This window comes from Chryseosolibacter histidinae (assembly GCF_018598225.1).
Lineage (GTDB): Bacteria > Bacteroidota > Bacteroidia > Cytophagales > Cyclobacteriaceae > Chryseosolibacter > Chryseosolibacter histidini.
Window position 1 is genome coordinate 52142 of record NZ_JAHESF010000015.1, and the last position, 26892, is coordinate 79033.

The 26892-nt window shown below is 47.4% G+C and carries 22 protein-coding genes; 11 read left to right on the plus strand and 11 right to left on the minus strand.

The genetic code is table 11. The features are described from left to right. Positions 1-5: 5 nt before the first annotated feature. From KK083_RS16365 to KK083_RS16380, 4 genes are all read right to left on the minus strand, one after another. Positions 6-638: an NADH-quinone oxidoreductase subunit B gene (locus tag KK083_RS16365; protein ID WP_254164647.1), complete on the minus strand. Its 633-nt coding sequence runs from the start codon at positions 636-638 to the stop codon at positions 6-8. Further along, positions 635-1129 carry an NADH-quinone oxidoreductase subunit A gene (locus KK083_RS16370; RefSeq protein WP_254164649.1) on the minus strand — a complete coding sequence of 165 codons (495 nt, stop codon included), beginning with the start codon at positions 1127-1129 and terminating at the stop codon, positions 635-637. Before KK083_RS16370 ends, KK083_RS16365 begins: the two co-directional genes overlap by 4 nt. Before the next feature lie 136 nt (positions 1130-1265). Then, positions 1266-1694 (minus strand): CBS domain-containing protein, encoded by a 429-nt coding sequence (locus KK083_RS16375; protein WP_254164651.1) that lies wholly within the window; start codon positions 1692-1694, stop codon positions 1266-1268. Between the two features lie 164 nt (positions 1695-1858). Then, a complete protein-coding gene (locus tag KK083_RS16380; RefSeq protein ID WP_254164653.1) occupies positions 1859-3031 on the minus strand; it encodes a DNA topoisomerase IB in 1173 nt (390 codons plus the stop codon). 337 nt (positions 3032-3368) lie between these two features. On the opposite strand from KK083_RS16380, the gene KK083_RS16385 reads away from it, so the two are divergent. From KK083_RS16385 to KK083_RS16410, 6 genes are all read left to right on the plus strand, one after another. Next, positions 3369-4529 carry a tail fiber protein gene (locus tag KK083_RS16385; RefSeq protein WP_254164655.1) on the plus strand — a complete coding sequence of 387 codons (1161 nt, stop codon included), beginning with the start codon at positions 3369-3371 and terminating at the stop codon, positions 4527-4529. Between the two features lie 6 nt (positions 4530-4535). Continuing rightward, positions 4536-8144, plus strand: a complete 3609-nt coding sequence (locus KK083_RS16390; protein WP_254164657.1) for a PKD domain-containing protein — start codon at positions 4536-4538, stop codon at positions 8142-8144. A gap of 35 nt (positions 8145-8179) precedes the next feature. After that, a complete protein-coding gene (locus KK083_RS16395) occupies positions 8180-12616 on the plus strand; it encodes a DUF6443 domain-containing protein (protein ID WP_254164659.1) in 4437 nt (1478 codons plus the stop codon). 18 nt (positions 12617-12634) lie between these two features. Next, complete coding sequence (locus KK083_RS16400) at positions 12635-13000, plus strand: hypothetical protein (protein WP_254164661.1); 366 nt, start codon at positions 12635-12637, stop codon at positions 12998-13000. A 176-nt stretch (positions 13001-13176) separates the two neighbouring features. Then, a complete protein-coding gene (locus KK083_RS16405) occupies positions 13177-14562 on the plus strand; it encodes a porin family protein (RefSeq protein ID WP_254164663.1) in 1386 nt (461 codons plus the stop codon). 116 nt (positions 14563-14678) lie between these two features. Continuing rightward, positions 14679-14936, plus strand: a complete 258-nt coding sequence (locus KK083_RS16410; RefSeq protein WP_254164665.1) for a SemiSWEET transporter — start codon at positions 14679-14681, stop codon at positions 14934-14936. On the opposite strand, the gene KK083_RS16415 is transcribed toward KK083_RS16410, so the two are convergent. From KK083_RS16415 to KK083_RS16425, 3 genes are all read right to left on the minus strand, one after another. Continuing rightward, the gene (locus KK083_RS16415; RefSeq protein WP_254164667.1) at positions 14926-16581 is read right to left on the minus strand and encodes a hypothetical protein; all 1656 of its coding nucleotides are present in this window, start codon (positions 16579-16581) and stop codon (positions 14926-14928) included. The genes KK083_RS16410 and KK083_RS16415 overlap by 11 nt on opposite strands. A 2-nt stretch (positions 16582-16583) precedes the next feature. Further along, positions 16584-17360 (minus strand): ABC transporter ATP-binding protein, encoded by a 777-nt coding sequence (locus tag KK083_RS16420; protein ID WP_254164669.1) that lies wholly within the window; start codon positions 17358-17360, stop codon positions 16584-16586. 164 nt (positions 17361-17524) lie between these two features. Next, the gene (locus KK083_RS16425; RefSeq protein ID WP_254164671.1) at positions 17525-18055 is read right to left on the minus strand and encodes a DUF4269 domain-containing protein; all 531 of its coding nucleotides are present in this window, start codon (positions 18053-18055) and stop codon (positions 17525-17527) included. A 123-nt stretch (positions 18056-18178) separates the two neighbouring features. Between KK083_RS16425 and KK083_RS16430 the strand changes: the two genes are divergently transcribed. Together KK083_RS16430 and KK083_RS16435 are read left to right on the plus strand one after the other, a co-directional pair. Further along, on the plus strand, positions 18179-18541 hold the full coding sequence (locus tag KK083_RS16430) for an Hsp20/alpha crystallin family protein (RefSeq protein ID WP_254164672.1): 363 nt from the start codon (positions 18179-18181) through the stop codon (positions 18539-18541). 196 nt (positions 18542-18737) lie between these two features. Continuing rightward, a complete protein-coding gene (locus KK083_RS16435; protein WP_254164674.1) occupies positions 18738-19922 on the plus strand; it encodes an acetyltransferase domain-containing protein in 1185 nt (394 codons plus the stop codon). Positions 19923-20141: 219 nt separating this feature from the next. On the opposite strand, the gene KK083_RS16440 is transcribed toward KK083_RS16435, so the two are convergent. The 4 genes from KK083_RS16440 to KK083_RS16455 all read right to left on the minus strand — a co-directional run bounded on the left by KK083_RS16440 (position 20142) and on the right by KK083_RS16455 (position 22815). After that, positions 20142-20708 carry an NUMOD4 domain-containing protein gene (locus tag KK083_RS16440; protein WP_254164676.1) on the minus strand — a complete coding sequence of 189 codons (567 nt, stop codon included), beginning with the start codon at positions 20706-20708 and terminating at the stop codon, positions 20142-20144. A gap of 6 nt (positions 20709-20714) precedes the next feature. Continuing rightward, positions 20715-21557 carry an aminotransferase class IV gene (locus tag KK083_RS16445; RefSeq protein WP_254164678.1) on the minus strand — a complete coding sequence of 281 codons (843 nt, stop codon included), beginning with the start codon at positions 21555-21557 and terminating at the stop codon, positions 20715-20717. 171 nt (positions 21558-21728) lie between these two features. Further along, a complete protein-coding gene (locus KK083_RS16450; protein ID WP_254164680.1) occupies positions 21729-22439 on the minus strand; it encodes a sulfotransferase-like domain-containing protein in 711 nt (236 codons plus the stop codon). Between the two features lie 7 nt (positions 22440-22446). After that, positions 22447-22815, minus strand: coding sequence for a hypothetical protein (locus KK083_RS16455; protein ID WP_254164682.1), 369 nt, complete (start codon positions 22813-22815; stop codon positions 22447-22449). Between the two features lie 149 nt (positions 22816-22964). Between KK083_RS16455 and KK083_RS16460 the strand changes: the two genes are divergently transcribed. The 3 genes from KK083_RS16460 (at position 22965) to KK083_RS16470 (ending at position 26892) form a co-directional block, all read left to right on the plus strand. Beyond that, complete coding sequence (locus KK083_RS16460) at positions 22965-23321, plus strand: single-stranded DNA-binding protein (protein ID WP_254164684.1); 357 nt, start codon at positions 22965-22967, stop codon at positions 23319-23321. Between the two features lie 304 nt (positions 23322-23625). Next, on the plus strand, positions 23626-25626 hold the full coding sequence (locus KK083_RS16465; protein ID WP_254164686.1) for a vWA domain-containing protein: 2001 nt from the start codon (positions 23626-23628) through the stop codon (positions 25624-25626). A 6-nt stretch (positions 25627-25632) separates the two neighbouring features. Further along, complete coding sequence (locus tag KK083_RS16470; RefSeq protein WP_254164688.1) at positions 25633-26892, plus strand: dihydroorotase; 1260 nt, start codon at positions 25633-25635, stop codon at positions 26890-26892.

Genomic DNA, 26892 nt, shown 5'->3' on the forward strand with positions numbered 1-26892 from the left:
GCATTTTATATCTCGTCAGGCGATCGGAAGGTGGTCATCTCCTTTCGTTTCTCCTGTCTTCTTATTTTAACATCAACTTTTTCGGGCTTCATCACGCCCTGCTCACCGATCACCCAGCTCAAGGGCCTTCTTTCTTTTCCTACCGAGGCGGCGAGCAATGTGAGACCTTCTATGAAGGCATCGGGTCGTGGCGGACATCCAGGTACGTATACATCCACCGGCAGGAACTTGTCCACACCCTGCACAACGCTATAGATATCGTACATGCCGCCGGAGTTGGCGCACGAGCCCATGGAGATGACCCAGCGCGGTTCCATCATTTGTTCGTGCAGGCGTTTGATGATGGGCGCCATTTTGATGAATACGGTGCCGGCAATGATCATCACGTCTGCTTCGCGGGGGGTGCCCCTGATCACTTCTGCCCCGAAGCGTGCCACATCATATTTGGGTGTCATGCTGGTGGCCATTTCAACGAAGCAGCAGGAGAGTCCGAAGTGGAAAGGCCACATGGAATTTCGGCGCCCCCATGCCAGCAGGTCTTGCACTGTGGTGAGCATGATATTCTGCTTCATGGTTTCCTCCAGGGAGCTTGTGCCGCGCACGGCCTGTTCATCCGGTTTACTGAGCCACCACTTCATGCTGTTGTCGATTGATTAGTGTGTTTGTTCTTCAAAGCCGGAACATGCGGTTGGGATGCGCCGTTGACCTTGCTGACGATATTTTCTGCAGCGGATTTTTTCTGATTCAGCTTTTTATATGCTTTCAGGATCTTCTTGCCGTCGGGACCAAAGTCCAGGGCGCCGTTTCTCCATTCGTAGATGAGCACCACGAACAGCAGGATCACGAAGATCATCACGCCCACGTAGCCATACCAGCCCAGTTCCCTGAAGGCGATAGCCCACGACACAATGAAGATCGTTTCCACGTCGAAGATGACGAAGAGCATGGCGATAAGATAAAATTGGGAAGAGAAGCGCAGGCGCGCAGATCCGGTGCTCAGAATTCCGCCTTCATACGGATCTTCTGTGGCACGTTCCTTATGACGCTGCCCCAATACAAAAGAAAGGCCCAGCATTGCTAATACCAGGCTCAGAACGATAGCTCCATAAGCGATTATGGGCCAAAGCAATCCGGTGTTTTCATTTAAGCTGTCCAAAACGTGTTTGCCTCCCGCAAACCACTTTTGAGTCTTAAACTATAGCCACGCTATTCTTGCTGCTCTGTGCCTGTCCGCCAGCGGCAGACAGTTTGTGAAGCCAATACGATCAGTGGGTGATGTATTGTTCCAGATTCTCTATAATGAATTTCTGTTCTTCGATAATGAATTTTACAACGTCGCCCACAGAGACCAATCCCACCAGACCGTCATTCTCCATCACGGGAAGGTGGCGGATCTTTCGGTCGGTCATGATCTTCATACAATCTTCAATGCTCGTGTCGGGTGTCACAGTGATGGGACGTTCCGTCATTACTTCCCGGATCAGGGTATCTTTGGAAGACTTACCCTTCAGAATCAATTTGCGGGCATAGTCACGCTCCGTAAAAATGCCTACAAATTTGCCGTTGTCAACAACCAAGAGGGCCCCAATGCTCTTCTCGAACATCAGTTCAAGGGCATTGTACACAGTGGTGCCTGAGTTAATGGAGAAGACAGCACTGCCTTTTGTCTGGATGATATTTCTGACTTTTCCCATAGGGCGGTGTTTCGTTAGGCGGTGAATTGAAGGTAAATGATTTCGTTTGAAATAACAAACGATTTCGGTCATTGATTTTAATGGAAGGTAAGTGCGGATGTTTTGCGGGACGGGAAGAAACGTATTGTGGTATACATAAGGTCTACACTATATATATTGTGTGATCAGGCCACACGTACGCGTTTGGCGGGTTTGCGCGATTCTCTTTTGATCGATGCCCTGAGCAACCGCGAAGTGAGCTTCGGATTCGCTTTTTCACGCTGGATGAACTTCAGGATCTTCATTAACACTTCCTCTTCGTGAGAAAGTGCGTATTTGCCCTTTTTTTCTTTCTTCTCATCCGCAAAAAAACGCGTGAGCTGATCTTGCTGGTAATAATCCACCAGGCCAGGGTGAACGTAATAGTTTTTGCATACAGCGACTGTATTGCCCAGTTTGCGGCTTACCTGCTGCAAAGCTTCGGCCACCGTTTTTTTATAGGCGACCAGCGATGTGCATGCATCGGCCTGTTTCAGCAGCCTGAGCATTATCAACGTTCCGGCCCAGGTTCTAAAATCCTTGGTGGTGAAATCCTGATTCATACAGGCTTTGATATATTGGTTAACCTGTCCCGAATCGACCTTTCGTAGCTCACCCGTACCGTTGTAATACTGGAAAAGCTCGCTGCCGGGAATGGCTTTACATTGTTTGATGATGCGCGCGAATTTTTTGTTCTTCAGCGTGATCTTCTGATAAACACCCTTTTTGCCTTTGAAGGAAAACGTTACAGTGCTGCCCTGCACGGCAACGTGTTTGTTCTTCAGCGTAGTGAGGCCGTAAGATCCATATTGTTTTTCATATCCCTCGTTGCCTACCCGGATATAAGTTCTTTCCATCAGGCTTACCACCATGGCGAGCACTTTTGATTCCGGGAATCCGGATTGAGCCAGATCTTTTTCCAGTTGTCTGCGCAGCGTTGGCAGTGCTTTGCCAAATTCGTACATGCGATGGAATTTTGTTTCGCGCTGCAGGGCGGCCCAACGGGGGTGGTACCGGTACTGCTTCCTTCCGGCGATATCAAAGCCGGTAGCCTGGATGTGGCCGTTGGGCGAGCGGCTGATCCACACGCGGGTCCACGCCGGCGGGATCACCAGCTTTTTGATACGCTCGAGTGTTTCGGGGTCATCAACGGCCTCGCCTTTATAAGTATAAGTAAAACCTTTTCCCTTTTTTATTCTAACAATGCCCGGTTCACCGTCGCTTACGTACACAAGATTAGCCGCCGAGGCTGCTGCTTCGTAGTCTTTGTCGATCTTCAGAAAATCGCGATGAGACAGAGCCGGGCTTGCGGTGATCATAATTGTTCCTTTCCATGGAACTGTTAAAAGTCGATGCCAACGCTGAATTTTTAATTCGGCATCGGGAATTTTATACCACTCATTAGAATATGGCGGGAGCAACCGGCAGTATTATTATATTGCGGCTTGCCTGGCGCTGTGATCTTTTATGAAAACCTCTCCATCTGAAAACCAACTATTCAATAACGGCTACCCTAACATGGGTTTCCAGGTCATTGTCATTAGTTGTCACGATGACCAGAGATATTTATGGCTGGAAAAATTAATGGGCTTGATGTCAAAATTAACTCATTTCTGACCAGGCTATTTCCTCAAGAAACCCCAACTGAATAACGATATGAAAAAGAATTTATTGATCCTGTTTGTATTGCTCACGCTCAAGGGCTATTGTCAGTGGAACAATAGCGGTAATAATACCTCTACAGGAAACCTCACCCTTGGCGGATCATTCATCAGCACGACCACCTATGGAGTGAAGCTTGAACCCGTCAGCGGCGACGCGGTGATCAAACGTAATAATGCGGGGAACCTGTGTATTTCTTCAGGAAGTGGGGATAGCCAGATCAGGTTTAACTATAACTATGGAGGAGGTTCTGGCGGCATTATGGTGTATGATGGCGGCGTAGAGCATCATGGTGATTTTTGGGTGACCAACGGGCAATTGAACATTGCGGCCAGCGCCAGGCACGTGATGATCGGTTCATCAACATTCAGTCACAAGCTTACCCTTGCCGGAGATCTCGCCCTGGGTTTGAGTGGAGCCGTTTCAACTATTTCTGGTACGTCGAGCAGCGGTGCCATACAGATCAAGAACGATGCGAGCAATGGTGGCGCGGCAAACCGGTACCTGAGATTGGGATGGAGAGACAACAACGCCGTATTTTATCCTGTTATGGCTATCACTGAAGATTATAAAGTTGGTATCGGCACAACCACGCCTTCGCATAAGCTCACCGTTGCCGGCGACGTAGCGTTCGGCCTAGATGGCGCCATTTCAACCATCTCCGGAACTTCCAGCAGTGGAGCCATACAGATCAAGAATGACCCAAGCGTTGGCGGCGCTTCCAACCGTTACCTGAGGCTGGGATGGAAAGACAACGCCGCCTTATTTACACCTGTGCTGGCGATCAATGAAGACATGAATGTTGGTATTGGCACCACTACCCCTGATACCAAGCTCACGGTGAAAGGTGTGATCCATACGAATGAGGTCCGTGTAGACATGGAATCACCGATCCAGGGTCCTGACTACGTCTTCGAAAAGGACTATGACCTTCTTTCACTGGCCGAGCTCGAAGCTTATATCAAGGCCAACAAACATTTACCGGAGGTGCCTTCGGCGAAGGAGATGGCAGAAGATGGGTTGAATTTGAAAGAGATGAATTTGTTGTTGTTGAAGAAGGTGGAAGAGTTGACGTTGCATTTGATTGAAGCGAATAAAAAGATCGATGACCTTCGCAATGGCCTTAAAGAAACTAATTCACGGATTAAAAACTAGTATTAGATGAAACGTTTACTATCACTGCTTGGCTTGGTAATTTCCTTAAATATAGCTTTTGCACAGGACGTGGAGGATAATAATCTTTACTCACCTCCTTCGCCTAATGCCTATGGTGCTATCAAATATGCCAGTATCCCTGTTAGCCCGTATACAGGAACAGCGGCTGTTACTCTTCCTATTACGGAATTAAAGGGGCGTAAATTATCGCTGCCTGTTACACTAAATTATCATACAGCCGGAATCAAAGTCCAGGATGTTCCTGGTTGGGTTGGTTTAGGATGGTCTTTAAATGCGGGCGGACTTATCTCTCGGGTTGTTCGGGGCTTGCCAGATGAAAAGGTAAATGGTTACTGCGGAAGTAATAATGTAGGGGAAAAAGCGTATCAATCCCTGAATGCGTCCTACGTTCAGAATCTTAGCGGAGGAGCTTGGGATGGTGAACCAGATATGTTTTACTTCAATTTTATGGGCAAGTCGGGGGCCTTTATTTTAAGCGAGACCGGTGCGCCCGTTTTTCTTCCTCATTCCAATATCAGCTTGATCCCGGCAATCTGTGGTATAAGCGATAAATGGGTCCTGACTGATGCAGACGGAACAGTTTATACATTTGGGGGCGACAATGCTTCCAGAGAAACAACCAGCTCTAAGATGTCAGGTGCTGCAAATGCGGTTAGTTATATTTCGTCATGGTACCTATCAGAAATAAAAACACCTTCAGGTGAAACCATCTCTTTTACCTATCAGCCGGGCGAATCGATAAACTACAACTTTTATACGCAGGTTAATAGTGCTAAAATTTATTCATTTTATATCGATGGCAGTGGTGCTTGTGATATGAGTACAACGGGTACGACGAGTGATAAAAATGTAGAGATCACCATCAGCAGCCCCAGGTATCTATATGAGGTTTCTTCAACGCTGGGGAAGATGCGGTTTAATTCTTTACCGGGGAGGGAAGATGAATTAGGTCGGTATTTGAGCAGTATTGTTATGTTGGATTATAACGGAAATTTGGTCGAGGAATATGATTTTGACTACGGTTATTTTTCCAGTGACGATTGTACTGGTGCTTTGTGTAAGCGACTAAAATTAAATAAGGTCTCAAAATCGGCTGGAGGTACTTCTATTGATCTGTATAGCTTTCAATACAATAGTACTAATTTGCCTGGCAGAAATTCGCATGCTGTGGACCATTGGGGCTTTTTCAATGCAAACACTGCTGATACCAAAGTGCCAAGACTGACAGATCATGAAAGCCCTTGTGGAAGAACTCATGAGGGGGCCGACAAAAGTCCTGATTCTCTTAGATCAAGAGCTAATATCCTTGAAAAAATAGTTAGGGCAACCGGAGGATTCACAGAATTTGTTTACGCGGCACATCAGTATAAAGACGCCACTGGCGATAATCAGATCGCGGGCGGCGTGAGGATCAGGATCGTCAGAGAGTGTGCGAGTGACTCTGAGTGTAAGGCGACTTATTATTATTATAAGAGCTTTGATGATAATTCCAAGTCAAGTGGTGTTATCAATGGTCACCCCGAATATCATTTCCGTAGCAGGACTGCTTATCTTTCACCGGTCGGGGTGTACGGAGGAGACTACTTAATAAGGCAATCTCAGTCATTAACAAATCTGTTTGATATAAATGGCGCCCATGTTACATACTCGAACGTCAGGGAAAAGATGCTCGGGAATGGGTATGTTTTAAATTACTTTACGAACTCAATACCTGAACACGAGGATCTGCCAGGTGAACATCCCAACGGAGTTGAAGATCATTGCAATTTGCTACCTGAGCAATTTGGCTACTACGTTTATGGTGGTTCCGGCCAAGCGCAAAGCTCAATCTCGCCAGATGGGTTTCCATATACGCCACGGACCTTAAAATCAGGAGAACTAGGTCTTTTGACAGACCGACTTATATATAATGAAGAGGGAAAACTATTATCTGCGGATCGGTATGAATATAAATTTGATCTTGCTGCGATTAAATCGGTTCCCGCATACAAAGCAGGTCGCCGAGCCGGTTCTGCTTTTGGGGCCACCTACCACGTAGGCAGATACTATCTTATTTCACGGCCATATGTCCTGAAGAAAACCACTACCTCGTTATATGATCAGAGTACTCCTGCGGGTGATCTTACGAATACCAGTACGATCATGGAATACGCTTACGATCTGAATACCCTTCTTCCAACCGAGATTGCCCAGTATAATTCGGTATATCCGTCGTTTAAAAAAATCACCAAAACAAAGTACGTCTCAGATTTTTCTTACTATCCACATCCTGCACTTAACTGTCAGCAAGAATATAATGCATGCATGCAGGCAGCCGCGGGATATTCGGATCCCTTCACAAGAGCAGAAATGGAGCAGGAGTGCAACACACTTTATGGAAGTGCCAACTGCATCGACACTCCTGGTGCAGCGCCGTCGGGACCGGAGGCAGATGCTATCCAGACGATGATTGCAGCACATCAATTGAATGCGCCGGTTGAGGTGCAGAATCTGGTCAGCCGTAACGGAGAAACAAAGCTCGTCTTCGGTGCTGTCTATAAATACTCCAAAATCGGTAACTCCCCTAATTACTATAGTGTTACAAAGGATGTATGGAGCACGAAAGAGCGTTTGAACTACGGATCAGGGATCGAGCCTTATCTGGCTGCTTTTATTGACCCTGCAGACGGGTCGTTTAATACGGACACGCGGATGCGGAAAGTCCACAGTTATGACAGTTACGATGCTTCCACGGGAAATCTCCTGGCCGAGACTAAGGTGGATGGCATTCCGACAGCGTATGAATGGAGCACTGACTATCAGAAGAACTATGTAACCGCCTTCACCTCGAATCCTAATACCGCTCCATCAGAAGATTATCAGCACAGAAAGTCAATTGGCTATAAACCGCTTATTGGGCCCACGAGCGAGATAGACGAAAACGATAGAAGTAAATATTATGAGTATGACTGGTTTGGCGCATTGTTACTCGAACGAGATAACAACAGCTTTATCAAAAAACGTTATAGGACCAGTTATGTAAATGCAAGTTTTGCCGGCGTGGAGCTTAACGTTGCCGGTATAACGCACCCTGGCAATTCTATGAGCTTTTCTTTTGCAGATTCCAGGCTGATTGGAGGAAACCGGTATGTTTGGGATTTTGGTGATGGCCAGGTATTGGAAGGTACATCCACACCTGTATCTCACAGTTACAGCTCACCTGGTAACTATACAGTGAAGTTGGCAACAATCAATCCTGAGTACGGTTCGGTTACAACAAATAAGCTTGTTACGGTCTATGGGCCTCCTGTTGTGACGGCGTCCAGTAATTGCGGGAATGTCTATTACTGTAAGCTTAACCGACCAAGTTGCACCCTGTATGCTTCGGTATCAGGAGGTTGTCCGGACAGGACCGTTGAATGGTATCAGCGAACTTCAGGCTCAGAATGGACCTTCTTTGGTACTGGTACTCAGTTTAGTTTCACTGTTCATGGCGATGGCGCACTCGAATTCAAGTGTGTTGTGACAGAAACCGCAAGTAATTGTGGCATGACCGGTGAAAGCAATATTGTAACAATCAATGTCAACCCCAGTCCTGACTGTGAGGAGAACTAATTGATAAGCCATCACATAAGACACCGTAATTGTTTATGAAAAAAATATTAATACTGTTCTTAATTATCGGCTTCAAACTTTCGGCGCAAAACCGGGAGCTTGTGGAGTATGCCGAGAAAACTGCCTACGAAAACAAGTCATACATTTATACAAAGGGGGTTAAGCTTTCACCTCCTGGAGGCGGGGGAAATATCAAGATAAGCGCGGCTCAGCAAGGAGTATTCTTCGTCAAACCTGCGGAAGCTTCAAGGATCAAGCAGAATATTCCTTCCTCCCTTGATAAGAACTTTATCCGCACCGAAAATATCCTGGTAAAGGATATTGTGAACGAAGACCAGATCCCTTATCTGACTCCTTCGCAGATCGCAGTGAACTATCAATATGTTGATGGATTGGGACGGACGTCGCAGGAGGTTTCTCAAGGAAACAGTCCCCTGGGAAAAGATGTGGTTAAATATTTTACTTATGACAACGCTGGAAGATCTCCCTTTGACTATTTACCGTATGTCGCCGGTTCAGCCAATGGTCAGTTTCAGGCAAACTACCTTTCCGATCAATCGGCTTTTTATGGACCAACGGGGATTATTAACGATAGTCGTCCGTTTACAGAAAATGAACTGGAGAGTTCTCCACTCAGTCGCACCCTTCGGTCTTTCTCCCCTGGAAACGACTGGAAAACCAATGACCGGGGCATTTCCGCTTTTTCTAAAATAGATGTAAGCGCCAACATTCTTTTCTGGCAATACAATGAAACCTCCGGTATCCCCAGCCTCGCCACTTATGAAAACCCGACCGGACGTTATCCCGTGGGAGCGCTGGCTTACTCAGAGGCAACTGATGAGGAGGATCACGTTACAAAAACTTATACAGACTTTTTTAATAGAAAGGTGCTGGAAGAAGTTCAGGGTACTGATGGATCCTGGTTGCAAACGTACTATGTATACGATGATCAGGACAGGTTAAGGATTGTATTTCCGCCAGAGGCTTCTGCTGTTATTTCGCAGTACCTGGGCTTTCAAACAGACACTGAACGCCAGACTTTTCTTGACCGTTGGGCATATCAGTTTATTTACGATAAATATGGGAGAGTATCCCAAAAGAAGGTTCCGGGCACTGGATGGTACTTATATGTGTATGACAAGTGGGACCGCCTTGTGCTCTCACAGGACCCGAAACAAAGTGTTGCCAATCAGTGGTCTTTTGTGAAATATGACCGTTTTAATCGTCCCATTTTAGCCGGTATATATACTACATCAACTGCGCATGGCACCTTGCAAACCAATGCGATGAATGTGTCTGATGCCAGCCGGTTTGAAACATTGGTCGAGAATGGTGCGATGTACACGCTTGGAAACTCTTTTCCCTTTTCAGGTATCGACGAAGATGATGTTTACGTGGTCAATTTCTTGGATAACTATGACTTTGTTCTTACTGGCTGGGACGAAGAGAGTAACGATTTCAGCTATCAAAATGTGGCGGGCTATCCGCCGGCTTCAGAAAAATTGGGTGCTGTCAAGGGATATCAAACCGGATCAAAAGTTCGCGTGCTGGGTCAGCCTGATAAGTGGCTTAACTCAGTGATATATTATTATGATGATTATCATATGGCCCAGTCGATAGATGAGGCTGATATTGGTGGCGTTGTGGTAACAACTAATAAATTTGATTTCGCAGGACGTCTCGAAAAAAAACACCACAAAAATTCATATTCTTCCCTGTTTGAAGAGTATACCTACGATTATGACAATGCTGGCCGTGTATTAAAGATCAGGCATTCGGTCAATGGTGCTACACCCTTGATTCTTGTCTCTAACAAGTATGATGAGCTCGGGCGGCTTGTGGAGAAGAATCTGCACTCAAACGATGGCGGTAGCACTTATCTGCAATCTGTGGATTACCAATACAACATCCGCGGATGGATCACACATATCAACAATAGCTCGCTTGCTGCACAGGCAGGGGACTCACAGAGCGATCTGTTCGGGATGGAGATAGAATACAATCCAACATCTCTGTCTCCTATTAACAGTGCTTATACAACGGAAAAATACTATGACGGTAAGATCTCAGCTGTTAAGTGGAAAACCAATACACTGCAAAGCGGTGTGACTCCAGCGGAACGCATTTACGGATTTGACTACGACGCGCTGAGTCGCATTAAATACGCTTATTCTGCCACTAAGAACGCTGGTGCTTGGAATGCAGAAGGTGGGATGTTTGATGAGGAGATCACGGGTTATGACAAACACGGAAACATCAACGGGCTGAAGCGTTACAACAAAGTTCAAGGAGCCAAAACGCTGATCGATGATCTGACTTATGACTATTATACATCATCAGATGAAAAGACCGATCACATCATCAATATGGAGGATGTAACCGGCAACAAATTAGGCTTTCGGCCGGCCGCAGCCAGTGATCCTGAAGAATATAGATATGATGAGAATGGAAATCTCAAGTTCGATCATAACAAGAGCGTTTCGGAGGTTACGTACAATCATTTGAACCTGCCTACGATGGTGCAATTCACCAGGAGTGGTGGACAGGTAGATAGGATTTATTATACGTATGATGCGTTAGGGAACAAGTTGTCCCGGAAAATTAATGTTAATGGCACAGACGTTTGGACAACCAGGTACAGTAAGAAATATCAGTATGATGAAAACAGGCTTTCCTTCTTTCTTCATCCCGAGGGAAGGGTCCTTAACAACGGCACAGGCTATGATTATGAATATTTTCTGAGTGACTACCTGGGCAACACAAGGGTCGGATTTGGCTCCTTCAAAGAAACCGCCAGCTACAGGGCTACCATGGAACCTGGCCTGGCAACTGTCGAACAGAATCTGGGATTCAGGAATCTGAATGAGACAAGACCCGCAACAGCTACGGTCAACTATACACCGGCTTCTGAAAATACACCGTCTCCTGACAGGGCTGCCAAGCTCAATGGCCTGGCAGGTACGCCGATAGGTCCGGCGAAATATCTGAAGGTGCAGCAGGGTGATGCGGTATATATGGAAGTGTTCGCACGTTATAACCAGGGTGGCAGCAATACCAACAATATTGTTTCATCAGCATTGGTGAGCGCATTAACAGGCGCTAACAGCTTCAATATTGCTAACAGTGGTGAGACGGCAACGCTTTGGTCTGGTTTCAATACTTATGCGCCATCGGCATCAATCGGACTTGGTCAAACTTCTACGACACCTAAGGCATACCTGGTATACCTGTTTTTTGACGATGCCAATAATTTTATAAGGTTCGGCACTAAAGGAATTTCTGAACAGGCGTATGGTAAGTTCGAAAAGCTTGACCGTTCATTTACCGCAACTACAAATGGGCATCTCTACATCTATGTAGCCAACGAAAACAACCAGGCAAACGTAGACGTTTACTTCGACGAATTTTACATCGTTCATCAAAAGAATGCCGCGTCGTTGCAGGTAACACAAGCAACAGACTATTATCCTTTTGGTCTTCCATTCAATGAATATCATTCCGACAGGTTGTATGCCGTGAGCACGGACGCTGTCAATCCTCAGAATAATAAGTACAGCACGTCGTTACGGAATCGTATGCTGTTTCAGGGAAAGTCATTTGAGAAAGATCTTGACCTGAACTGGTATGATTTCGAAGCGAGGATGTATGAGCCTGCGTTAGGAAGATTCAATAGTGTTGATCCTTTGGCCGAGAATTTCTACGGTCACTCTCCTTATAATTTTGTGCTGAATAACCCGCTTTCCTTTGTTGACCCGGATGGCCGGACGGCAAATCCTGCTTATAATATGACCTGGCCTTTTTATAACGCTCAACTCCTAGCTCAAGCACAATGGCAGAATACAGCTTATCAGTATGGGCAGATGGCTAATAATGCCTCTTATGTCATGCAGCAGCGTTTGTGGGCGCCGACGCTTGAAAAGTGGAATACAGATATGGCCCATAGGGCAGGCAATTATAATCCATATCAGTCTTATGGAGAGCAATATGCGAGCGGTCGACACGGCACTTTCCTTCAGGTGATGTCGTATGTGGGAGGAGCCATACCTATCGTTGGTGGTGTAGCACATGGATTGATTGATGCCAGAAATGGGGATTATGGGAGTGCTACCTTGAATTTGGGGGGCGGGCTTACGGAATTAGGAGCATTTTCCAGTCTTCTGCGAACTATTCGCACAATAAGCACTGCTTCTGAAGTTCAAACCGTCGCCACTAAGATGGTAATACAAGCTGAAAGTAACGTTTTCCTTGTTACAAAGGAAGGAGTAGTGCTACCGAAAGGAGCAAAGATTCCAAGTGAATTTGTAGAAAATCCTTTCCGCAGCTCTAACTATGGAATAGTAGAAAATGGGAAATTTATTGAGAAACTGCGAATTGACCCACCAACACCAGCGAATATGAAAGGACCGAATTTCAGTCACTATCACTTGAATGGTAAGGGAAAACATTTTACAGGAAATTGGCCTTGGTGGTAAACTATAAACAACAATAAAATGAACTTTAATGATATTTATTGGCATGATGCGATTATAAAAAATATACAAATCGATAGGAATAGTCCAGGCATTAAGGACACTATCATATTTGAAGTCGAATTGCCAGAAGAAAAAGGGAAAACTAATTTTATTTTTGAAGAGGTTTATTGGGCTTCTATGAATTTGAATTTTGGCATAGTGGCAAATGAAACTATTTTAAATGCATCCGAACTTGAAGAAAGTGATCAGGATTTAAAAAGCCTTTACTCAAAGTGGAAGGGAGTAATTAGTGATGTGAAATTGAAAATTTATAAGTTTAGTTTGAATTCAACAGGGAGTGAAATAAAAATTATTGCAAAAAGGTTTAGAGAGGATAAGCATTGATGGAAACGTATAACGTTGTAGGTAAAATTCATGTTCTCTTCGATAAAAGAATAAGTCATTCTCTTTTAAGAAATGATTCGATAGGTGTCGCGCCATGTTTGAATCATAGTGATAATAAACCGGGTGTTCGTAAAGAGATCAGTGTATTCAGCAGCAGCTTCCAATAAAATTTATTCATGAACAAGGTTGGTTTACTTATGTCATTGATCTTTTTGCCCTGTTATATACATGCTCAAAGCTTAAACGTCAATCTTTCTCCCAGGCACTCCCAAAAACTTTCAACGATCAAATCGGGTCACAAAAGGCTGACGAAGTTTTATAAATTCTATAAGAGAGACAGTGCAAAACATTTCAGGAAACAAGAGAAGTACTACAAGAAACTTCTTGATAGCACCTATCGTGCTGACCACAAGCAGGAGAGAATTCGAAAACGCCTGGCCAGAAAAGGAATAATGGTGCCGAATAACAAACTCTCACAAATGGACTCGTTAGATGCTAAATTGAAGCAATGGTACGTTGTGGCGAAAGATTCGAGTGCATCCGATAGTCTACGCGTGGAAGCAAAACAGAAAGTAAAACAGCTTGCTTTACAAAAGGCCAGCCTTTATCCTGGTTTTCAGCACCTGATGGAGCAATATCAGCTCAACGGAGACTCAGTGAATTGGCAATCAGTTGCAGCTCAGGTTCCCGGAATCGATACCCTCGCCGGTGTTTTTGATTCAAACCCTGAGCAATTGTTTTCTATGGCAGAAAACCGTGCAGTGAGCCAGTTTCAAAAACTAACGGGAGCTGGCACACTGTCGGAGGAGTTTGCAGAAGCGGGGAAGCTAAAGAACCTGCCCGGGCAATACAGCAAACAGTATGAGCAGTACACAGACCAGGAAAGGTTAAAAGAACAGGGAAAGGATAAAGCGGTAGGAGAGGCACTCGACTATTTTGCCACGCACGTAGGTAAACTGCAAATGTCTCAGGCAAAGGTCAGTAAGCTTTTGTCAAAATACAGAGACATATCAAATTCTGAAGATCTCAGCACTGCGGTAAAAAGGACATCTATGCAAGGTAAAACCTTTTGGGAGCACCTCGTGATTGGTGGTAATTTCAACATTGTGAGCACCAGCCCGGTTTCTATCGATCTGTCGCCACTGCTAGGTTATAAATTCACAACGAGGTTTTCGCTAGGCGTGGGCATGAATTACCGGCATACTTTCAGGGACAGTATAAAACACAACTGGTATGTCTCACCGGTGAACACCAGCTTTAAAGGGTTCGCTAATTACGGTGTCTTCAAAGGTTTTTTTACTTATGGTGAATGGGAGCGAAGTCGACTATCTGGTAAGTTAAATGATCACGCTAAACGTGAATGGAGGAACAACTACTTTGTTGGTATCGGTAAGAAGATCCTAGTTCATCCAAAGCTCTATTTGAACACGACCCTGCTGTACAACCTTAATAACGAAGATAAAAACCCGATTCATCCAAGACGGTTTCAAATCAGATTCGGTTTCCAGCTCAGCGAACTGGCTACTCGCAAGGAAAGGATCACCTATGACCCTAACAGGTAAAGCAGGGTCTGAGCTGTTTTTCCGCAATCGATGTAATACGAAATATTTCACCCAAAATTACATTCCGCAACCAGACACCTTCCAGTGCGTTATATTTGTGTAAGCAATTTAAAACTATGAATTCCATCCAGCTACTTGGATTAGCAGCCGGTTCGTTGACAACAGCAGCGTTTCTTCCGCAGGTGATCAAAACCTGGAAGACACGTTCTGCCAAAGACCTTTCTTTAGGAATGTTCTCCCTGTTTTGTCTTGGTGTGGCCCTTTGGCTTACCTATGGACTGATCGTCAGAGACATTCCGGTGATCGCGGCCAACCTGCTCACCCTGATGCTCGCTTCTACCTTATTGTTCTTCAAGCTCCGTTTTAAAGAGTAAGCTGGCGCCAGCCGGTTTTCCGGTATAAGTTGAAAAGCCAGTAGACAACCAGTGCCTGTACAGGGATGGCTGCCATGAGCAGTGCCGGACTTTTTGCCAGCAGATAGTGCGTGAGTCCCAAAGCACCAGCCAGGATCAGCACGATCAGGCCTCGGATAAAACTTCCCGCCTGGTTTCGCGCGTTGGGCGCAACCGATAGCGGCAGATAACGCCGGTTGATCAGCACCAGGATCAGCAGCATCAACAGGTTGTTGAGCAGGCCGAAAACAATATCACCCAGCACCTTCCAGCCCCACACCACGCCAATGACGAGGCTGATGACCATGTATCCCGGTAGGAACAACCTCACGAAAAGCGCCTTCACTGTTCCGGCAAGAATATCTCCCGGCGTTTCCAGCGGAGAGGAGAAATAGATCCAGCTCGCCTTGAAGTCATCCGAATAAGGTATCTCATACAGTGCCACCTGCAGGATCATGAACGAGAGATAGATCAGGAACAGGTAACTCTGGGTATCGGGTAGATTATGCCAGGCGTTCGTAAATCCGCCCTGGTCCCTGAACATGAAGATGAATCCGAATACAAGAATATAACCGAACGAAGGATACACTTTCAGCTTGATCTTTCTGTCGCGGCCCACAACACGCGAGATGAGCTCGAAGGCAGCCTGCTCCAGTCGGTTGCGTGTGATCAGCGGTGCGATGCGCATGCCCCATCCGGCTTTGGTGCTTTTTGCTTCGGTTGTCTTTGTTTCAACACCCATTACACCCAGCTTTCTGGTGAACGCCGGCGCGAGGTATTTGTTCACGACGTAAAATCCGAGTACCGGGAGTGTAATGGCAAAAACGGTGAGGATCAGGTGTGCCGCATCGGTTGTTTTAAGGTGCCAGGTTTCGAGCGCACCGGCCATCCACACGGGTGGGGCGAGAAAACTCCACCATTTGAATTCAAAAACGTAATCCTCAAGATTCAACCTGCCGGCTATTCGTGGCATCAGCTGATAGCCTCCCATAATGGCAACCGCCATTACGATCTGGAAATAGTTGATCACATTTTTCAGGCGCTCTTCGCTGGCGTATTGAAGAATGAGCAGGTAGAAAGCATTGGTGATGAACACTGCCGTGATCACGGCCAGGGTAGTGGCCACAATAAAAAGCAACAGCATCACAAAACCGTACTTTAACAGCACTACCAACGCGGGAAAAGCCGACAGCCCTATGGTGATCTGGCTGAGGTAAAGGAAAATATGCGTGGTGCGGGCGATGAACAACGTGCGGCTATCGACCGGCCTGGGCAGGATGATGGTATTGTCGCTGGTGTCGAGCAGGATAGACGAAAAGTCCGTGATCAGTGTCATCGCCACCATCACCATAATGTAGCTGAAGAACACAACCATCGCCAGCATAAAAGAAGAAACGCCATACAGGCCCAGCGCGATGAAACCTCCGAACAGCGCGTAGAAGAACATGGTCATCAGAAATGTATTGGCCGGTTCCTTGTTCTCTTTTTTTCGGTAAGAGATCACCTGCCTTCGGTTGTCCATGGTCAGTTTGATGCTCACAATGGCGCGAAGCTGCGGGTAGTTAACGCCCATCAGCTTGTAAAGGCCCCGCAGCAGGTCGAGCACTTTCAGAAGGATGTCGTTCATCGTTATTTGCTTTCGAGGATGTTGATGAATTGCCCGGCGGCGGAAACGTGCTGCTGGTTGCCGGTAAGCTCTGTGAAGATCTTCTCCAGCGATCCGCGGTGCGCCTGTGAATTGAGCTCTTCGAAGGTGCCGTTGGCGATCATCTCACCTTTGTTGATGATCACAATGCGGTCCGAGATCTTTTCTACAACGTCCATGATGTGCGAGCTGTAAAAAATTGTTTTGCCACTGCGTTTCAATTGAGTCAGGATCTCCTTCACCAGGATCACCGCGTTGGCATCGAGTCCGGAGAGTGGTTCATCCAGGAAAAGCAACGAAGGGTTGTGGATCATGCCGGCGATGAGCAACACTTTCTGGCGCATGCCTTTTGAGAAGGTGGTCATGCGCGATTCCATGTAGTTGCCGAGCTCGAAGAGGTTCAGGAGCTCTTTTCCTTTTTTCTCTATTTCGGTTCGTTCAAGTTTGTAGAGCTGCCCGATGAAATGCAGGTATTCCAGCGGCGTAAGCGTTTCATACAACGCCGCATTTTCAGGGATGTATCCGATGCGTCGTTTTACTTCGAGCGGTTCTTTGCGGATGTCGAAGCCCAGCACCGTTGCTTCGCCGTCGAAATCGGGAATGATACCTGTCAGGATCTTGATGGTGGTACTTTTGCCTGCGCCGTTGGGCCCGATGTAACCAACGATCTCCCCGGCCTGAATGGTGAGGTTGATGTCGCTCAGTACTTTTGTTTTGAATGACTTCGATAAATTCTGTGTAATGATAACAGCAGGGTTCATAACAAGGGCAGATTAGCGTGGGTAACGTAAAGATGATAAACAAATCGGTAAAATGGGAGTCGGTAGTCAGTAATCAGTAACCGGTAATCAGTGATCAGTAATCAGTAATCGGTATCGGTCGTACTGTGCCTACCGATCACCGATTTACCGAATACCGATTACCATTATTCCTCCAGTGAAAGCAGGGATTCATACGGATCTCCCTGTAGTCCAAGCAACACGGCAAAGGCTGGTTCGGTTTTAGTACCCTGCATTTTAAGTTCCATCACCCGGCGTCTGAAGGTATCACCGCCTTTTTCCAAAAGTTTATACTCGATGAGCATGTGGCGGTAAGCCATTTGTTCTCTTGGATCGGTTGCCTGAAAGAACAGCTCGAATAAAAATCCCTCAAGGTGGAAACGACAGATCAGCGTAGGCACCGATCGGGTATTTTTTTGCAGAATAGAAAAACCAGAATAGGCGGCAAATGTACGCAGCAGAAATTTTTCAACACTTTCAAAGTCGCTGCTCTGGCAAATGATGTCGAGATCACTTTTTCCGTCGATGAAAAGGTCAAGCGGCAAAGTGCCGGTTAATATGGGACGGAACGGTCTGAGGTGGTACAATATTTTTGAATGTATGAGCAGATCGTAAGCTTTCCGCTGGATAGGGGAACCGCTTCTTAGGTAGCTGATGTTTTCGAAATCTGGCAGCATACGCAAACATAAAGTTAGTCAAAATGGCCAGATAGACGTCGTTTTGTCTGCGAGATTGGAATGGTAATTGTTCTTATGACATTGGCACCAGGAAGGGGAGGAAGCATGAAAAGAGCAAATTATTTGGATCTGATAACATCGATCGATGTTCTGAATACGGTGAATGGTGGTGTGAGTGAGCCGCAGATCAATCTCATCCACTATGAAGATTTCCGCGAGATCCGTCTGAAAATACCCGGTATCAAGCTGGATGAAATACATGTGGAAGTACATAACAACACGCTTTCCATTTTTTATTTCATCAACATCATCTGCACCGACAGAATGATCCAGCTTCCGCGATTTGTTTATAACCGTAACGTACCGTATTACATCGATATCAGCAAGATCAAAGCGCGGCTGGAAAATGAAGAGCTGGTAGTGAACCTGCCGTTCAACCGGCTGGCCAATGGTTATCATAAAGAGATCAAGGTGAACGAAGGGTAAACAATTGACAGTTGACGAGAAAACAATTGACAACATGTGCGGTATACGTCACTGGATCAGTGCTGTACCCAGGTGGCCTTGTATATCTGTTGTCAATTGCCCTTTTGTCAACTGTCAACTATTAAGTTCCGCAACTTTTCACATGGAATTTTATCCTGCCGATCGGTATCTTTAGCTTTTATGCTAACCGATCTTTATGCCATACGCACTTGCTGACCAGTCAACGCTGACCTCATCGTCTGTAAAAACACGCATTGCTTCCATAGACATTCTTCGCGGCCTGGTGATGGTGATCATGGCGATCGATCATGTGCGTGACTTCTGGGGTGTGGCACCGTTCCGCCCTGAAGATGTGACTCAAACTTCGGTGCCGCTGTTCTTCACGCGCTGGATTACCCACCTGTGTGCTCCAACGTTCGTTTTCCTCGCAGGCGTCAGTGTATTTCAGCTCGCGCAGAAAAGATCACGGAAGGAGGTGAGTGTGTTTTTGCTCACGAGAGGACTCTGGCTCGTGGTGGTGGAAGTTGTTGTGTTCACTTTCATTGTAGAATGGCGTTATCAGTTCATCATCTTTGCCGTGCTTTGGGTAATAGGCTGGTCGATGATCCTGCTGGCGGCCCTGATCTGGTTACCGCGGAAGGTGCTCGCTGCACTGGCGATTGTTGTTGTAGCGGGGCATAATCTTTTGCCCGGTATCCAGGCCGTTACGGCGTCCAATCTTTTTCCCGCGTTGCTGGTGAACAGCCCTTTTGTGTTTCCATTGGGTGAAGGTATGCCGACATTGCTGGTAGCCTATACCATTTTGCCCTGGACCGCGGTGATGATCGCAGGGTATGTTGTTGGTCACTGGTTCACACTTCCTGCCGAACGGCTGAATCGTCAGCTGTGCATGCTGGGAGTGGTGCTGCTTGGGGTTTTTCTGGTGGTGCGGGCTCTCAATGTTTATGGCGATCCGGTTCCCTGGAGTGTTCAGTCAAGAGGATGGATCTTTACGGTGTGCTCATTTTTGAATGTGACCAAATATCCGCCGTCGCTGTTGTTTCTCTCTGTGACTATCGGCATCGGCGTGTTGCTGCTGTCTTTTTTCAACAGGCATCAGAACCGAGTTACGGCCTGGCTGCAGGTGTTTGGCCAGGTGCCCTTCTTTTACTTCCTGCTACACTTTGTCGTTATCAGTGTAGCTGCGTATGCCTGGACCGTGGTGGCTTATGGCAAGCCCGTCAATCTTTCGTTTGCGGCTGAGCTTCCGCAGGCATATGCGTTTCGTCTCTGGCGGATCTACCTGGTTTGGGCGCTTGTGGTGGCTGCCTTGTATTTTCCATGCCGATGGTTTGGACACTACAGGAAAAAGCATGCATACTGGTGGCTTTCTTATCTGTAGAAGAGCATCAGGGATGAGGCGTCAGAATGTTTTGCCCCGGTTTTGCGGACTGGGCGGTAAATAATCGTAATCAAGACTTGCTTTCTTTCAGCAACGCTGCAACGGGAAGCTTACGGTTTTAGAAGCAGTTGCTTTTATCGTCAGTTGCGGACGGACGATCGTCGGTAGAAAGAAAGCAAGCCAACTTTAATAGTCATACACAAGTTGTTGAACTGGTGATCATACGGTAACGTGCGACCAGTTCTCACCTGTTTTAATCCGGTGTATCTGCATATCAGAAACCTTGAACTGTTTAGCAAGCGCTTTCAGTGTAGGTTGGTTCTTGGCCTTCAGTGCACGTTTGATCTGACGAACTTTGCCGGCATTCAATTTCGGTCCTTCTTCCGGATTCTGGCGCAGCACCACATTCGGGTCTTTCAATGCATGGGAGATCTGGTCTTCATGCTTTACCCATTTCAGATTATCTGCTTTATTGTTCTCTTTCATGTGATCGACATGGATCACGAAGTTGTGCTTCGGGCTCGGTTTTTTGGTAAAGTATTCCGCCACGAGACGGTGCAGGTAATAATTCTGACGATTGGCTTCACGGCCGATGGTCACGCTGGGATAACCTTGTGTAAGGCGCGGACGAAGGATGTAACCTTCTTCGATCTTGGTTTTAAAACTTACGATCCTTCCACGGTTGGAAATGGCGTACCGCTTGGTAGTCACGCCCTTCTTTAGCTCCAGTTCCTTCCAGCGCTCGCCGGACAGAAACTTGACAGAATTGTTCTTTGTTGTTGCCATAAGAATTTAGTTAAGTTGTTTGGAAAACTTGGGTATTAGGTTTTTGAAGTGTTCTATGATCTTTTTATAGGTCTTCTTGCCTGAATGGTTGATGATCTTACGGCCGTCGATCTCGGTGACGGGCGTGAGCTCTCCCATTGTACCGGTTGCAAAAACTTCGTCTGCTGTATAGAATTCTGTAAGTGACAGATTTTTTTCTGCCACAGGTATCTTCAGCTCCGCGCAAATTTCTATGGTAAGGCCGCGGGTGATGCCGTGAAGACAGGCATCGGCGTGCGGCGTAAATACTGAACCATCCTTGATGAGGAAAATATTTGTATCGTTAAGCTCTGCCACAAATCCGTGGTCATCGAGCATGATGGCCGCGTCTGCTCCGGCAACGTTGGCCTGGATCTTGGCCAGGATGTTATTGAGCAGGTTGTTGTGGTGGATCTTGGAGTCGAGGAATTGCGGGTTGTTCCTCCGTTGTGAGGAGGTGATCACCCTGATCCCCGAGTCGTTGTCATACACCAGCGGTTTCCATTCGGCCAGCACGATCAGGCACGAGCCCTTTGTGTTCAGGCGCGGATCCATGCCTGACGTAACCTTCTCGCCACGGGTCAGCGTAAGCCTGATGTGGGTGTTGTCAGTCATACCGTTGGCCTGAAGGGTTTCGGCAATGGCCTTTTTGATCTCTTCCCTGGAGGGGATGTGCGCAAATGCCAACGCATGCGCTGAAGCCTGGAGGCGGTCAAGGTGGTGGTCGAGGCAGAAAATGCCTTCTTTATAGAGCCTCAACCCTTCCCATACTGCGTCTCCGCCCTGCACTACGCTGTCGAAAACGGAAACTTTTGCCTCTTGACGTGGCATGAGCCTCCCTCCAACGTGAATAAAGATGTTAGAGTTTTGTGGATTAAATTTTTGCAACATACTTCACCTGTAGCTACACGTACGTGAGCTAATCAATTAACCAGTAAAATCCTTTTCAATCGGGCGGGTAAAAATGGGCTTGAGTAAAGTAAAGATTATTTTCGCTATGGGTCAAGCTTTTATGGAAAATGGTAACAGTTTTTCGTAATAACCCCTGGCCTGCTGATAGAGAGGCCCCAAATGTTGCGGTAAAGGGCGATCGCTGGTCTGCTGTTTTTTAAAACCCGTGGACTGGTGTACATTCTCATACCAGTAAGGAGCCCAAACACCATCATAAGGTTTCGCACCGGCCTTCCAATGAAGCATGGCAGGCTGAAAACCAATAGCACAACGGTGGCAAAGCTTTTCCAGCACACTGGCAGGATCTTCCAATAACAGTCCCGAATCAAGAACAATCGGTTGTTCGCCCTTTTTTTCCAGTTGTTGGAAAAGTTGATACTGATACTCGATGCCGATGTCGCGCATCACAGGATTTTCAATCACCTGTGCATAGCTGGCGATGATCTGCTTCGGGTCGCGGATGAGGAAAATATGGATCGCTTTTTCGATAAACGGAGCTTGCATCACCTCCATGTGGTGCGCCATATTTTTTACGAACAACACCGGTTTGCCTGCCGAAGCGAGCTGCGCCTTTACGGTAGCTTCGTCGGGCGACTGAGAAGCCAGCACTTCATCCCTTCCGGGATGTTGCGCACCACTTTTTGAAAGGTAGAGCGCATAAAACGGCTCATCTTCAACTTGGATGTCATTCCTTTGGGCAAAAGAATACATGAGGGCCGTAGAAATATTTCTGGGGCCCGAGATCAGGTTCAGTGTTGTCAACGGAATATCAATTAAAATCTTTCTTGATCACCAGCAGGCATTGCTCTTTTTCAAGAGGCAAATACCCGTGCTCGTAACAGTAAAAATACTGCGCACCACCTTTTGTGGTATCAATGCTGGTGAAATAATTGAAGTTGAAGCCTCTGGATGCGAGCTTGTCCTGGCTTACCCTGCTGGTGCCATCCGGATTCAGCGCCATGAGAATACGTCTGTTCCTGCGAAGGATGTTGTTCACGTTTCTCATGTAACCGATGTCGTGGCTGTTGAGCCTGTTGTTGTAGGCGATCCGGCAGGTGTCTGAGCAAAATTTTTTGTCGATCCTTCCCCTGAACGCAGCCTGGCATTCAAGGCAAAGTTTTTCTTGAGGAGAGGGCATCTTAAAATGTTTACAAACGAATATAATCGATTATAAGCGTTTTTCATACGACTGCACCCTTTTTCAGCCCCCACCTTTGCATCGTCAGTCGCGATAACAAACAAACTGGCAAACCATAAAAATCATTAACCATCAAAAAATCATCACTTATGAAAAGCATGAGAAACAGCGTGCAACTGATCGGAAGATTGGGCAGGGATCCCGAAGTGAAAAGTTTCAGCAAAAGTAAAAAGGCATCATTCTCGATCGCTACCAGCGACAACTACAAAAATCAGAAAGGTGAAAAGGTGGAGGAAACGCAATGGCACAACATCGTGATCTGGGGCAAGCTGGCCGACGTGGCAGAAAAATACCTTAAAAAGGGGAATGAGGTTATGGTGGAAGGAAAGCTGGTGCACCGCGTCTATGAAGCCGAAGGAGAAAAGCGTTACATCACAGAGGTCAACGTGAACGAGCTACTGATGCTGGGCAGTCCCACTAAAGAAGGTGATAAAGAGCAGCCATAGCCGCACGGGCTGCCCGGTTCCCGTAAGAATCGGGTAGTCTGAGGGGTTCTAGCCGTTCGGGCCATCCAAGGGGTGGTCTGACGGCTAGTTTTTGCAGTTTAAAGTTTAAGATTTAAGGTTAAAGTTGGGTTCGTCGCAGCAACGGTAAGTTGTTAAATCTGCTATCGGCCTTGAATGAATCAGATTCCACCAACCGGCAACGGGCAACCATTCACCGCTCCTAACTTTAAGCCTTGAACTTTAAACTTCAAACTTTAAACTTCAAACTTCAAACTTTTAACCTCCCCGGGTTATCTTTGGGCGAATGACGTTTTTATATCCAACCTTTCTTTGGGCTTTAGCAGCGCTTTCCATACCGGTACTCATTCATCTTTTCAATTTCAGGAAAACAACGCGGATCTATTTTTCCAACACCCGCTTCCTGAAGCTTGTAAAAGAAGTGACAACGGCTAAACGGAAGCTCAAGCACTACCTTATCCTTGCTTCAAGGTTGCTGTTCCTGCTCTTTGTGGTGCTGGCATTTGCCCAGCCGCTGATCCCGGCCCGTGAACAGCTGGGGGCAGGCAGAAGCATTGTGCTGTACATCGACAACTCCCAAAGCATGTCTGCCCAGCTCGGCGATAAGACCCGGGCAATCGATGCGGCGCTGAGCTTCGCCCAGAACATCGTTGAGCTCTTCCCGCCAGACACGCGGTATAAGATCCTTACCAATGACTTTGCCCCTTTCTCCAATGCATTCAAGACCCGGAGTGAAGCCCTGGACCTGCTGGCACAGGTGCGCCTCTCGCCCGTAAGCCGCTCCATGGAGGAAATAAAACAAAGGCTTGAACAGGACGGTGTAAACCGGTCGCGCGAATTCTTCTGGATCTCAGACTTTCAAAAATCCACCGCCGGAAAGATCCCCGCGGCATGGGACAGCACTACCCGGTGGCACCTGGTACCGATCGCCCTGGCACCGCTGCCCAATGTTTTTCTCGACTCGGCTTACCTCGAAAATCCGTTTGCGGCAGGCGGAGAAAAAAATGTGCTGAAGGTGAAGGTGCGGAACGAAGGGCGGTCTGAAGTTGACCTGCTCAACCTCAAGCTGACCATCAATAACATCCAGGCCGGAACCGTTACCATCGGCATCCCCCAGAACGGTATCACAGAGACCAGCTTCGATCTTACCACAGCCCTCTCAGGTTTGAACAGGGCCGTGATCTCGTTCAATGATTTTCCCGTGAGCTTTGACAACGAATTCTTCCTGGCCCTCAATTTCACAGACAAGATCAATATCATCGAGATCAAACCCGACAACGCAATTACCCCCGTTGAGAAGGTCTTTGGCAACAAGCAGGTCTTTAACTTCAGAAGTTTCCCGGTAGGCAATTTCAATTACAGCCTGCTGGGGCAATCAGATCTTGTGGTGGTGAACGGCCTCAATAAGCTCGACGCGTCGCTGAGTCTTTCGTTGCGCACCTATTTGAACGAATCGGGCACGCTGCTGCTGATCCCCGGTACAAGTCCCGATGCCGCAAGCCTTCAGCAGTTTGCAGGTAATAATCCGCTGAAGGTTATTACGGGGGCCGCGTCACTCCAGGAGCTTGACCGCCCCGACTTCAATAATCCTTTTTTTGAAAATGTATTTGAAGAGCGCTCCGTTTCCATTGCCATGCCCCGGGCCAGCCGGGTGCTTGACTGGGGCATTGATCGCTCGGCCATTCTTCGCTTCAAGAACGATCAGCCATTTCTTTCAAGGTTTGGCCAGGGCGGCACCTTGTACCTGATGGCGTCGCCATTGAAGTCGGCCTTCACCGATTTTTACAACCACGCGCTGTTTGTGCCTGTGATGTACAGGATCGCCGGCAGCAGCCGCAAGAACGACAGCAGGTTGTATCATACCCTGAACGAAGACTTCATCACCCTGCGCGTGGATAGCCTTTCGCCCGATGAATCGTTGCGCCTGGTAGGGGCCCAGGAGATCGTGCCCGCGCAGCGCAAGGTGAGCGACATTGTTTACCTCGACATTCCGAAATTCTCTGTGGCCCAGGGATTTTACAACGTGGTTTCGAACCGCGACACCGTGAGCCTGGTAGCCTTCAATCCCGACAAGGCAGAATCCCTGCTCGATCAGTTTACAGGCGAAGAAGTGCACGAGCAGATGGGGAACGGAAAAAACATAACTATTTTTGAGGCTGCTTCCACGGAGGCTTTCAGCAACGAAATAAAAGCGAGATATTTGGGCAAACCTTTATGGAAGTATGCCATCATGCTGGCTTTGTTCTTCCTGCTGGCAGAGGTTCTGCTGATCCGCTTTCTAAAATAAAGATTGATGAAGATTTTAATTCAATCACCCCTAATACTCGATCCCAACTCACCCTTTCATCAAAAAGAAAAAAATGTTCTCGTCAGCAATGGCCGTATCACCGAGATCGGCGACAAGAACTACACGGCAGACAAAGTGATCAGGGCCGAAGGCATGTTGCTTTCACCGGGGTGGTTTGACCTGGGCACCTTTGTGGGAGACCCCGGCCTGGAACACAAGGAAGACCTTAACTCCGCAGCCCGTGCCGCCGCGGCAGGAGGGTTCACGGAAATTGCCGTGCTGCCCAACACCGTTCCGGCCGTGCAGACCAAGAACGAGATCAGCTACCTCATGCGCAACAACGAGAACAGGCTGGTGCAGGTGCATGTGCTGGCTTCGGTAACGCGCAACAACAAGGGTGAAGAGCTCACGGAGATGATTGACCTTCACGAGGCCGGTGCCGTGGGCTTCACCGATGGACTCAAACCCATCTGGCATACCGATATCATGCTGAAGGCGCTGCAATACCTGCAGAAGTTCAACGGCGTGCTGATCGATCACCCCGAAGACAACTGGCTCAACATGTTCGGCCAGATGCACGAAGGCATCAACAGCACGAGGCTTGGTTTGAAAGGTATGCCGCGCATCGCTGAAGAGATCGTGGTAAGCAAATACCTGGAGCTGCTGGCCTATGCCGGAGGACGCCTGCATTTTTCGCGGATCTCCACCGCCAAATCGGTTGAGCTGATCAAAGCTGCCCGGAAGAAGCTGAACGTCAGCTGCGATGTTACAGCATACCAACCGTTGCTGGAAGATAGCCTGCTCGTTGATTTCGATACCAATTACAAGGTGAATCCGCCCCTGCGGGAAAAGGCAGACAACGATGCCCTGATCAAAGGATTGAAAGAAGGCAGCATCGATGTGATCTGCTCCGGCCACGTAGCCCATGATGACGAAAGCAAGAACCTGGAGTTCGACCTGGCCGACTTCGGTATCATCAGCCTGCAGACCTTCGGCGCCAACCTAGTGTCACTGTCGCGCAATGTTGACTGGGATGTGCTGATCGAAAAGGTCACGGTGGGGCCGCGCCGTGTGCTGAACCTGGAGATGCCCCGCATCGAAGAAGATACGAAGGCTAACCTCACCCTGTTCGATCCCCAACGCGAATGGGTACTGGACGAGAAGAGCAACAGCTCCAAATCGAAGAACTCGCCCTGGTTCGGGCAGCAGCTCAGGGGAAAGGCCGTAGCTGTATTCAACAATACTAAACACGCGTTCGATCTTTAA